The sequence below is a fragment of the Cetobacterium sp. genome (assembly GCF_051653945.1).
Taxonomy (GTDB): Bacteria; Fusobacteriota; Fusobacteriia; order Fusobacteriales; family Fusobacteriaceae; genus Cetobacterium_A.
This window is the reverse complement of sequence record NZ_JBOFXD010000064.1, coordinates 1-11,192: the sequence shown is the minus strand read 5'-3', so window position 1 is coordinate 11,192 and position 11,192 is coordinate 1. Positions and strand designations below refer to the sequence as shown.

Sequence of the window (11,192 nt, the reverse complement as noted above, 5' to 3'; positions counted from 1 at the left end):
CCAGTGACAACACGATTAAAAGTCGTGTGCTCTACCATCTGAGCTAATGACGCATTTTTTATGGAGCGGGAGACGAGGGTCGAACTCGCGACATTCAGCTTGGAAGGCTGACGCTCTACCAACTGAGCTACTCCCGCATTTTATAAATTTTATGGGGTGACCGACGGGATTCGAACCCGCGACAACCAGATCCACAAACTGGCGCTCTACCAACTGAACTACGGCCACCATAAAATGGTGCCTGGGGCCGGAATCGAACCGGCACGCTATCAGATAGCTCAGGATTTTAAGTCCTGTGCGTCTACCTATTCCGCCACCCAGGCGTTGATTTCTTGCTTTCGCTTTCAACAAAATAATAGTACCATTTTTTTCATGAAAAGTCAACAAGTTTTTTTATTTTTTGTAAAAAAAATTCTATTGCAACTTTTTTGAACTTATGATACCATTGAATGACTCTATATTTAGGAGAATTAAAAAGAAAATAAGCGCCAGAACTTTTTTAAGTTGACGAGGACTGGAATCATCGAACATTCGGCGGATATTCCAGAGGTTACTACAGCCTTAGACCTTCTACAAATCTAAAAGGTGACTTTTAGGACAAAAGAAAGTAAGTAGTGATTCTTCTTAAATATAAAGAACATTGAAAATTAAATATTTTAAGGAGGATTTTTTATGTGTGGAATTGTTGGTTACATAGGAAAAGGAGATGCTAAAAGTGTAGTTTTACAAGGGTTGGAGAAACTCGAGTACAGAGGATACGATTCAGCTGGTATCGCAATTATAAAGGACTCTAAAATTATAGTTGAAAAGAAACAAGGTAAACTAAAAAATTTAGAAGCTCATTTAGAAGGAATGGATTTAGACTCTCACATTGGAATTGGTCATACAAGATGGGCGACTCATGGTGAGCCATCTGATAGAAATTCTCATCCTCATTTCAGCGAAGATATGTCTATTGCTGTAGTTCATAATGGAATTATTGAAAACTATTCAATCTTAAAAAATGAACTTATTCAAAAGGGATATAGATTCAATTCTGATACAGATACTGAAGTTGTTGCTCATCTTATTCATTCTCTTTATAAAGGAAACCTTTTTAAAGCTGTCACAGAAACTATAAAACAGCTTAGAGGAAGTTATGCTCTTGGAATTCTTCATAAAGATTTTCCAGATGAAATCATCTGTGCAAGAAAAGATAGCCCACTTGTAATTGGAATTGGCGAAAATGAAAATATTATCGCATCAGATGTCCCTGCACTTCTAAAATATACTAAGAATGTGTATTTTTTAGAGGATGGAGATATTGCAAAATTAACCGCTAACTCTATAGAAATTTTTGATAAAACTTTAAATTCTGTAAGAAGAGAAATTAAAGTTATTGAATGGGACTATGAACAAGCTACTAAAGGCGGTTTTCCTCATTTTATGATCAAAGAGATTTTCGAACAACCAAAATCTATTGAAGAAACTTTAAACAGAAGAGTTCACAATGGAATTATTGATTTCTCTGATGTTTTATCTGATGATGAAATCAATAAATTTGATATGATTCATATTGTTGCTTGTGGAACTGCATTTCATGCTGGATTACAAGGACAATATGCTTTAAGAGAAATTTCTAGAATTAACTCTTTAGTTGAAATTGCATCTGAATATAGATATATGAATCCTTTCGTCAACGAAAATACTTTAGCTATTTTTGTAAGCCAATCTGGTGAAACTTTAGATACACTTGCAGCTTTAAAAGAGGCAAAATCTAGGGGTGCAAAAACATTAGCTATTACTAACGTTGTTGGTTCAACTATTTCAAGAGAAGCTCACAATACAATTTATACTATGGCTGGACCTGAAATTGCGGTTGCTTCTACTAAGGCTTATACAACACAAGTGACTATTTTTCAACTATTAGCTATATATTTAGCTGAGAAAAAAGGAAGATTATCTAAGGAGCAAGCAGAAAAGTTAATCTCTTCTTTATACAGTATTCCAGAAAAGATTAAAACTACTTTAGATAATACTAAAACTATTAAAAGTGTTGCAAATTTTATGAAAGACAAGCATAATGGCTTTTATATTGGAAGAGGTGTAGATTTTGCTACAGCTCTGGAAGGTTCATTAAAAATGAAAGAGATCACATATATTCATACTGAAGCTTTTCCTGCTGGTGAACTAAAGCATGGGTCAATAGCTTTAATAGAACCAGGAACGCCTGTTGTAGTTATCGGAATGCAATCAAATCTTTTAGAAAAAACAATATCAAATATAAAAGAACTTAAAGCTAGAGGAGCACATATTATAACCATTGCAAGAAAATCTTGTGAAGAAGCTATTGATGTTTCTGATGAGTTTATCGGTGTGGAAGATATCGAAGATGTTTTCTCTGTTTTATTAGCCATTATTCCGTTACAGCTTTTATCATACTTTACATCAGTAGATAAAGGTATCGACGTAGATAAACCTAGAAATCTAGCAAAATCAGTAACTGTTGAATAATTTAAGAAGAGCCCAACAGGCTCTTTTTTTTATACTTATTAAGTGGAATTTAACAATTTTTCATGTTATAATATTTTTACTTTAGGAGGTTATATATGAATGATAGATTAAAAGGTACAATTTGGATGTGCATCTCCGCTTTAGGAATGGCACTAATGGGTGCTACTGTTAAATTTATTGGTAGCGATATCTCAACTTTTGAAAAACTTTTTTTTAGAAATCTTATTGGTGTAGTTATGCTACTTTTTACAATGAGAGGACAAAATATAAATATTTGGGGAAGTAGTAATAGAAGTAGATTATTTATGGTTTACAGATGTATTACTGGTTTAACTGGTGCAGTTTTGTATTTTTATTGTATAAATAAACTTTATTTAGCTGATTCAGCTCTATTAAACAAACTTTCACCATTCTTTGTTACTATTTTTGCAACATTGTTCTTAAAAGAAAAATTAAAGAAACATCAAATCCCAATCTTAGTTGTAGTTTTATTTGGTGCACTTCTTGTTATAAAACCTAAATTTAGTTTTGAAATGCTTCCTGCTCTAGCTGGATTCTTATCAGCTATTTTTGCTGGTGGAGCTTATACTTTAGTTAGATATCTTAGGACTATGGAGGAACCTTCAACTCTAGTTTTATGGTTTTCAGCTTTTTCTATGGTTGGTATGATTCCTCCAATGTTAATCCAAGGATTTGTCGTTCCCAATGGGATTCAATTATTTTATCTTATTTTAACTGGTATTTTTGCAACTATTGGCCAAATCGGATTAGCACACGCTTATAAATACGCATTAGCCAGTGAAGTTTCCATATACCAATACTTAAGCATTATATTTTCAGCTATAATAGGCTTTATGTTTTGGAAAGAGATTCCAGATACTCTAAGTCTGGTTGGTGGCTTAATAATTATTGGAGCGGCTATTTTTAACTACAGACTATCAAAAAAGTGATTGCTACAGCAATCACTTTTTTATTTCTTCTATCACACTGTTTAACTTAACATTTTGTTTATTTTTATATTTTTTATACTCTTCTATCACCTTATCATCTATAAAATAATATCTTTCATCATTTAGCTGATAACTTTTTAAAGGATATTTTTCTATTCTAACATCTTTTTTTTCTATTCTTATAACTGTTGAACAACCCTTTTTACAAGGTTCTAAAGGAGAGCAAGTTTTAAAACAATCATCTTTTTCATAGATTTTATATGATATATATCTACAACATATCGGCCTTAATTTATATATCAAACATTTTCCTAGTTCTTTATCGTGAAAATAGCAAATATTTTCCTCTAATTTATTTTTTAATATTTTTTCTCTTATCTCATTATTTTTCTTTAAAAACTCTATTATCTCTTTCTTTTCATCTAAGGATATTAATGAATAATCCCAATTACAGCAACCACATGAATTAGAAGTTTGATTACATAACCTTTCCCCATTCAACTGCACTATTTTATTTTTTGCATCTTCCAATATTTCTCTTAATATTTTCATTTCCTCTTCCTTTTAAAATTTATATAGAGCTCCTACAGTAAAAGTCCTTCCAGGAGCAGGTAAGTGCTGTTGAACTACATATGTAGAATCTCCAGAAAAATCTCCCCAAGCTCCAACGTATCTATCATATTTTTTATCAAACAAATTGTCTACTCTAGCAGTTAAAGTAAGCCCATTTTCAAATTGATAACTAGTAGATAAATCTACTGTTATATATGAGTCTACTTTCTCATCATATTTTTCAAGTGAACTTTCATCTCCACTCTCTGGTAATGTTCCAACCTTATATTTTAGTGCATCCAAAACAGTATAAGAACCATGGTAAAGAGCATCTACACTAGCCGAGAATTTAGGCGTAAAGTTATAAGTTGTTCCTGCAGTAACCTTCCAATTAGGAACGCTTGGAATCGGTTCACCTTTTGTAGGTCCATCTTTTAATTCATGGTGAATATATGAAATTCCTATTCTAAGAGTAAGATTTCCTATGTAATGCTCTGCAACTATATCCGTACCATATTTATCAACTTTACCTAAATTTCCAGTTATACTCTTATCCCAATCTTCAATATTTGTAGGGATTTTAGAATACATATAATTGTCAATTTTATTATAATATACAGATGCTGAAAGATAAGTGTTTCCAACAAAATCTTTTATACCTATTTCTATATTATCACTTGTTTGTGATTTTCTATTGTATTCATAAACTCCTTGTAAAATAGGCTCATAGCTTCCCATTTCAGTGGCACTTGGGGTTCTAAATCCTCGTGTATAATTTATATATGTCGATCCTGTATCTGAATATAAATAGTTTATTACAAATTCTAATCCTGTATTATTAAATTTTTTACTTTCCATATCATAATATTTAGAAGGGTCATTAACATCCTTTAACTTTTGTAAATAATAATCATAATCAGTGTATTCTTTTCTTATTCCTTGAATAAATTGAAATTTATTGTATTCTATCTTATTCATTAAAAAGATTCCGTAAGCTTCTTTTTTAGCTTCTCTTCCATCTTTATAAGTTTTTAAATTTGCCATAGAATCCTTTTCTCTATGATGTGAGTAGTCTGCTCCAAAAATAAGATAATTATTTTCTAAATATTTATATTTTAATTGAGATTTAACATATTCTTTTCTTTCTTTATATCTATTACTGTTATAAAAACCTCCTGAATAAGGAGAATAATCGTTATGTAAATAATTAATATAAGTTACGGATTCTAAACTATCTGAAACTTCTGCTCTATATTTTAAGTAAAAATCATTTAATTCATATTTACTTTTTGAAAATTTTGATGCATATTTAATATTTTCATCAAATATATATTGAGGTATTGTTCCTCCTAAGTGAGTCTCAGATTTTGCATGACTATATTTAAACTCTATATCACCATTATCTAAAAGATATTTTCCTGTATAGTCAAAAGAGTATTTATCAACTTTTTCTTTAGTTCCATCAGATAATTTTCTTCCTGATCCGTGAGAATTATACTTACTAAATGAAATCTCATTTAGAAAATTATTACCAATTTTAGTTCCATAGGTTATATTTTCTGAAAATAACCCGTGACTTCCAGCATTAAAATTTATAGAACCGTAGTTTTGTCTATCCTCAACTGTTTTTGTAGTAATATTAATGATACCTCCAACAGAACCATCACCATATAAAACTGCTCCACCACTTGGAATAACTTCAATTCTTTCAATTCTTTCAACAGGAATTTGAGAAAGATTATAGCTATCAGAACTTCCTAAACCTGTTCTATTTATAGGAACACCATCTATTGTAACAATAATATTTTTATTAGCGTACATTGGGTTTTGTCCTCTTAAATCAAATCTTATTTCACCACCCGCATATTCTCTAGCAAATAACCCAGGCACGTCTCTTAAAACTTGAACTAAATTTGTTGAACCGCTTTTTTCAATTTCCTCTGCTGTTATAATAGAAATATTTGTGGGAGTATCTCTAACTGTTGTTTCAAAGTTTTGAGTTGTAATAACTGTATCTTCTAATTTTACAAAGCTTTTGTTTTCTCCACCTTTTGCTATACCAGATACAATAAGTAAAGATAGTAATAATAATTTTTTGTTCATATTTCCCTCCAATTACTCTTTTAAAATAAAAAAATCTAATAAAAAACCAAAGACTTCTTAAACTTTAGCTTTTATTAGAAATTAGGAGTTTTTATTTAATTACAAAAAATCATGTCATAAAATATACTCTTATTTCTTATTTTTCCCCCATGAAAAATAAAAAACTAAATTTTAAATAAGTCTCCTGACTCAGTTTCATCCTACTCCTAATCCTTCCCAGATTTTATAATCCAGTGGTTCTATCAGTTTCGTCCACAATACAGTAGCTTGGGGCTGCGTGGGATTCTCACCCATCTTCCTTTATTAAGCCTTTTGGCATTTAAAATACTTTTATAATATAATACTTTAAATTTATTTTGTCAATTATTTGAATACAACATTTATTATTTGAATATATTTTTTTATTTTGACTTCTTTTTTATATTATAAAAAAAAGAAGTAGAACATCTACTTCTTCTCTAATTATAAAACTTTTCTGACTTGCCAAAAATGATTGTTCCAATAGCCGTCCATTTCAGAAATTATAACACCCTTAGATGTCGATGCATGCATAAATTTATTATTACCTAAATAAACACCCACATGGTGAGTCTTTCTCCAACCTATCTTAAAAAATACTAAATCTCCAACCTCCCAGTGATTACGCTTTTTTATTTTATCTCCCTCTTGGGCCATATTTTTAGTTGTTCTTGGCAGCCTTTTTGAAAACTTCTCTCTATAAAGATGTTGCATCAGAGCTGAACAATCTACTCCACTTTTAGTTGTACCACCCAGCCTGTATCTAGTCCCTTTCCAACTTTTATAAAAAGTCGTTATTTTAGTAGTTCTTTCAGTTCTTTCTCTTTCACTAATTCTAGCTGATGAACACCCTGTAAGTATAACTAAAATGAACAAAAGTAATATTTTTAAAAAAAATCTATTATTTTTTAACAAAATTTAATTTCTCTCCTGAATTTGTAAGTACTACAATACCATCTTTTGTTACCTCAATCTCCTTTGAATCTTTAAGATCTTTTAAATACTTTTGCTCTTGTATCATTAAATTTTCAGGTCCCATCATTCTAGTAGATCCAGGCTCTTGAATCGAAATTTTATTCCCTTCTAATGTATAGCTTGCAAAATATCTATTAACACTTGAAGTTCCAGAAACCTTATCTTTTGCAAAATTAATATCAATTTCACTCTCTGGAAGGACTCCTTGAAGAGTATATGTGTTTCCAACAATTTGAGAACTTACATTCTCTTTTTTTCCAAAACATCCAACAAACAACATAGTTGTAATCAAAAATATTGTTAACTTTTTCATTTCTTCACCTCTTCTTTATTATTATTTTCTATTTTAACATGTTAAACTTTAATTCTCCATATAAAATTTTAAATTTACTTTATCTATTATTTCATTATTTTTATTTAATATATCATATATAATCTCTTGGCCTTGTTTAAATTTTTCTAAATCATCAATAGTGACAAAAACCTTACCATTCTCGACTTTGATTTTTATATTTTCAAACGATATTATCTTAGAATTTCCTAAAACATCTATGACTTCTTCAATATTATTAATTCTTATTTTTAAATTTTTATAGTTTTTATCCACAATGTTTGAAGAATCAATCTCATAATATTTATCATTTTTTTCTAAATCCCCAATAACTATTCTATCTTGGCTACTATAATTTTTAGTTATTCCAATAACTTTAGAAATCTCTTTTTTTCCACTTAAAATAACTATTTTATCTATCAATATATTTTTTTTACTTCTGTAAGCTATACTTAAAATATCGCCAGAAATTTTATAACTCTTATTATAATTTAAATCTTTCGGCAACTCTATCCCTATAAAAATTTCTTTTGAATTTTTAAATATATTACCATAATCTAACTCTTCAAGAAAAATTCCTGGATATTTCTCTATTAAAGGAACAATCTTAACACTGTTTCTATAGTCGTCATCTCCCTCTATTGTTGCTTGTGACTTTAGAATTAATCTTAATCCATCTGATTTATTCCCACTTCTTGTTATTTCTAAATCATAATCGTTTAGTTGGATTTTTTTTACTATCAGATATTTTTTCCCATATTCTTGCTTTTTTAAAATCGGATTTTTATAGTCAAAATCTAAATATATATTTGGATTAAAAGTAGGCATTTCTATCTTCAGTACTTGTGTCTCAACTCTATCAGGATACTTATATTCTATTTCCAACTCATACTCTTTTTTTTCTAAATCCCATTCGTAAAGCATTAACTCCATTTTTTGCCTATTTAAACTTTTCCATTTTAACTCTATGATTAAACCATTTAAATCTATTTTTTCCATTTGAAAGGTATATTTGTCCCAACTGACACTCTTTTCCCTTATTGTTTTTCCTTCTTTTTTTATTGTAATCTTTTCTAAATTTTTATCTATTTTTAAATTTTTTCCTAAAATATCTACATTTGAAAAATATCCTATTGTATTTGGATAAGTTGGAACTGGAATATCTGAAATAATTAAGTAATGACCTCTTCCTAATAGTGGTTCATTAGACTTATATTTCAAAGTCACTACATTTTTCGTTGCCATTATATTCGTATAAATTAATAACAATAATATTAATATATTTTTCATGTTTCCCCCAATTTTTTTTATTTTTTCTATATCTCTCTATTAAATTATACTATATTTTTTTTATTAAAAAAAGAAATGTTACAAAAAATAAAAAAACTCCTCTTAAAAGGAGTTAATAACTTTTTATGGTGCCGCTTATCGGAGTCGAACCAATCACCTACTGATTACAAGTCAGTTGCTCTACCAGATGAGCTAAAGCGGCTTATAAAATGGTGGTGAGAGAAGGATTCGAACCTTCGAAGGCAGAGCCGTCAGATTTACAGTCTGATCCCTTTGGCCGCTCGGGAACCTCACCACTTGTATGGTGCCTGGGGCCGGAATCGAACCGGCACGCTATCAGATAGCTCAGGATTTTAAGTCCTGTGCGTCTACCTATTCCGCCACCCAGGCGTGATTGCTTTCGCTTTCAACAAATTAATAATACCATAATTTAAAGTTTGTGTCAACAACTTTTTTTATTTTTTTTAACAATGTCTCTGTTGCTTTTTAGAAACTTTAATGCTACTATTAGATATGTTTTAAATTTTTATAATTATAGGAGATTTTATGCCAAAAAAACAACTAATTACCGAACATCGTGTCCTTCAACTAGCAACTTTCGCCGGAAAAATAGTTCTCACTAGCGGGGGGGAAGTTTACAGAGTTGAGGATATTATCGCTCGAATCGGTCAACACTTTAATTTAAAAATTGATTGCTTTGCTACACTAACATGTATTATCGTTTCTGGAAAGAATATCGACGATGAAGTTGTTTCCTTAGTAGAGAGAATCAGTTCTCGATCCACAAATTTAGATAAAATTCATCAAGTTCATAAATTAGTAAACGAAATTGAAAAATACTCTTTTTTAGAATTAAAAAAATCTTTAGAAGACATTAATAAAATATCACCTTATGGTTTCGGCATGAATTTTATCGCTTCTGCATTGGGAGCAGCAAGTTTTGTTGTTTCTTTTAAAGGTGGACCAAATGATTTTGCTGCTGCTTTTGTTGCAGGATGCGGTGTTGCTTTATTTTCTTATATTATTTCAGGATTACAACTAAATAGCTTCTTTATAAATTTAATTTCTGGAGCAATTTGTGCTTTTATTTCTAACTTATTTTATATTAGCGGAATAATTACAACTCCATCTATCAGTATAATCTCTTCTTTAATGTTGTTAGTTCCTGGAGTTGCTTTTATAAACTCTATTAGAGATATTATTGCTGGAGATTTAGTTTCTGGCACTTCAAGAGCTATGGAAGTTCTTATGATCGGTGGAGCTATAGCTATAGGTGCTGGATTAGTTACAAAACTTTTTTTTAATTTTGGAGGATTTTAATGTTTTTTATGGAAGTTATATTTGCTTTTTTTATTACAATTAGTTTTGCTATTCTTTTTAATGTTAGAGGAAAACTCATCATTTATTCGGGAATTGGCGGTGCTATAAGCTGGCTTTTTTATTTACTTTTTACAAAAGAAGGATACTCTTACTCTACGTGTTATCTTTTAGCAACAGCCATCACTGCTTTTTATTCTGAGATTATGGCAAAAAGATTACAAACTACAGTTCCTACTTTACTTATAGCCGCTCTTATACCTATGGCTCCAGGTGGTGGGGTTTATTACACTATGCTATATCTAATTCAAAATAAATACCAAGATTCTATGTTAAAAGGTATGGAAACTTCAATAATTGCTGGTTCTATGGCTCTTGGAATAATTTTAGTAACTACATTTTTTAGAATTTTCCATCTTACAAAGAAATAATGTTTTTTCTAATATCTCCAATCCTTTTTCTATTTCAAATAGGGTTGGAGATATAAAACTTAATCTAATTTTACAAACATCTCGTTTATCTTTATAAAATAAAGCTCCTGGTAAAAGAGCTACTCCCTCTTCTTTGCATTTCAAATAAAATTTTTCACCATCTATATTATCAGAAAGTTTAATCCAAATAAAAAAACCACCATTTGGTTTATGCATCACATTCAATCCTTGAATTCTCTCTAACAACTCCAAGCATCGCTTTTGTTTCTTACCAAACTCCCGTCTGAGTAAAGATAGATGCTCTTGTAATTTATTTCTAACTATAAACTTTTCTAAAATTTTCTGATTTATTCCAGAGGTTGTCGTATCTAGACCATACTTTATTAAAAGAACTCTCTGCATAAGGTTTTCTGGTACTGTCATTATCGCTAATCCAATTCCAGGCATAAGTATTTTTGAGTATGTTTTAATATAGATAACTTTCTCTTGTCCTAATTTATCCAAACTTTTCAAAGTTTTAGGTTTTTCTTCTGTATAATAAAAATCTGAAAAACTATCATCTTCAACTATATAAAATCCATATTTTTCGGCTAGTTGTAAAAGTCGTTCTCTCTTTTCTAAAGACCAAGTAACACCTGTAGGATTTTGAAAATTTATACACTCATACACAAAATCTATTTTTTCTTCTTTTAATATATCTTCAAACTCTTTTAAATCCCAACCATCCTCTTT

The 11,192-nt window shown here is 29.9% G+C and carries 10 protein-coding genes, 6 tRNA genes and 1 riboswitch; of the genes, 4 read left to right on the top strand and 12 right to left on the bottom strand.

Going from position 1 to position 11,192, the window contains the following annotated elements; genetic code table 11:
• Positions 1-61: 61 nt before the first annotated feature.
• From ACRC8M_RS07295 to ACRC8M_RS07285, 3 genes are all read right to left on the bottom strand, one after another.
• Positions 62-137, bottom strand: a tRNA-Gly gene (locus ACRC8M_RS07295).
• 15 nt (positions 138-152) lie between these two features.
• Positions 153-228, bottom strand: a tRNA-His gene (locus ACRC8M_RS07290).
• Between the two features lie 7 nt (positions 229-235).
• Positions 236-323, bottom strand: a tRNA-Leu gene (locus ACRC8M_RS07285).
• 349 nt (positions 324-672) lie between these two features.
• On the opposite strand from ACRC8M_RS07285, the gene glmS reads away from it, so the two are divergent.
• Positions 673-2,493, top strand: coding sequence for a glutamine--fructose-6-phosphate transaminase (isomerizing) (gene glmS, locus ACRC8M_RS07280; RefSeq protein WP_438528534.1), 1,821 nt, complete (start codon positions 673-675; stop codon positions 2,491-2,493).
• Between the two features lie 95 nt (positions 2,494-2,588).
• On the top strand, positions 2,589-3,443 hold the full coding sequence (locus ACRC8M_RS07275; protein ID WP_438528533.1) for a DMT family transporter: 855 nt from the start codon (positions 2,589-2,591) through the stop codon (positions 3,441-3,443).
• Between the two features lie 12 nt (positions 3,444-3,455).
• Here the strand turns inward: ACRC8M_RS07275 and ACRC8M_RS07270 are convergent, their stop codons facing one another.
• The 8 genes from ACRC8M_RS07270 to ACRC8M_RS07235 all read right to left on the bottom strand — a co-directional run bounded on the left by ACRC8M_RS07270 (position 3,456) and on the right by ACRC8M_RS07235 (position 9,102).
• Positions 3,456-3,995, bottom strand: coding sequence for a YkgJ family cysteine cluster protein (locus ACRC8M_RS07270; RefSeq protein ID WP_240220548.1), 540 nt, complete (start codon positions 3,993-3,995; stop codon positions 3,456-3,458).
• Positions 3,996-4,007: 12 nt separating this feature from the next.
• Positions 4,008-6,098 carry a TonB-dependent receptor gene (locus ACRC8M_RS07265; protein WP_438528532.1) on the bottom strand — a complete coding sequence of 697 codons (2,091 nt, stop codon included), beginning with the start codon at positions 6,096-6,098 and terminating at the stop codon, positions 4,008-4,010.
• 157 nt (positions 6,099-6,255) lie between these two features.
• Positions 6,256-6,436: riboswitch (cobalamin riboswitch) on the bottom strand.
• Between the two features lie 124 nt (positions 6,437-6,560).
• Positions 6,561-7,031: an NlpC/P60 family protein gene (locus ACRC8M_RS07260; protein WP_438528531.1), complete on the bottom strand. Its 471-nt coding sequence runs from the start codon at positions 7,029-7,031 to the stop codon at positions 6,561-6,563.
• Positions 7,018-7,404: an META domain-containing protein gene (locus ACRC8M_RS07255; RefSeq protein ID WP_438528530.1), complete on the bottom strand. Its 387-nt coding sequence runs from the start codon at positions 7,402-7,404 to the stop codon at positions 7,018-7,020. The genes ACRC8M_RS07260 and ACRC8M_RS07255 overlap by 14 nt, the downstream gene beginning before the upstream one ends.
• A 48-nt stretch (positions 7,405-7,452) precedes the next feature.
• Positions 7,453-8,712, bottom strand: a complete 1,260-nt coding sequence (locus ACRC8M_RS07250) for a hypothetical protein (RefSeq protein ID WP_438528529.1) — start codon at positions 8,710-8,712, stop codon at positions 7,453-7,455.
• Between the two features lie 126 nt (positions 8,713-8,838).
• A tRNA-Thr gene (locus ACRC8M_RS07245) sits at positions 8,839-8,914 on the bottom strand.
• A gap of 8 nt (positions 8,915-8,922) precedes the next feature.
• Positions 8,923-9,007: transfer RNA gene (locus ACRC8M_RS07240), tRNA-Tyr, on the bottom strand.
• 7 nt (positions 9,008-9,014) lie between these two features.
• Positions 9,015-9,102: transfer RNA gene (locus ACRC8M_RS07235), tRNA-Leu, on the bottom strand.
• A 156-nt stretch (positions 9,103-9,258) separates the two neighbouring features.
• On the opposite strand from ACRC8M_RS07235, the gene ACRC8M_RS07230 reads away from it, so the two are divergent.
• Both ACRC8M_RS07230 and ACRC8M_RS07225 read left to right on the top strand, forming a co-directional pair.
• Positions 9,259-10,032, top strand: coding sequence for a threonine/serine exporter family protein (locus ACRC8M_RS07230; RefSeq protein ID WP_438528528.1), 774 nt, complete (start codon positions 9,259-9,261; stop codon positions 10,030-10,032).
• A complete protein-coding gene (locus ACRC8M_RS07225) occupies positions 10,032-10,460 on the top strand; it encodes a threonine/serine exporter family protein (protein ID WP_438528527.1) in 429 nt (142 codons plus the stop codon). Before ACRC8M_RS07230 ends, ACRC8M_RS07225 begins: the two co-directional genes overlap by 1 nt.
• Here ACRC8M_RS07225 and ACRC8M_RS07220 read toward each other — a convergent pair.
• Positions 10,416-11,192, bottom strand: a 777-nt coding sequence (locus tag ACRC8M_RS07220; RefSeq protein WP_438528526.1) for a PLP-dependent aminotransferase family protein, incomplete at its 5' end; no start/stop codon positions are given. The two genes, ACRC8M_RS07225 and ACRC8M_RS07220, sit on opposite strands and share 45 nt — an antisense overlap.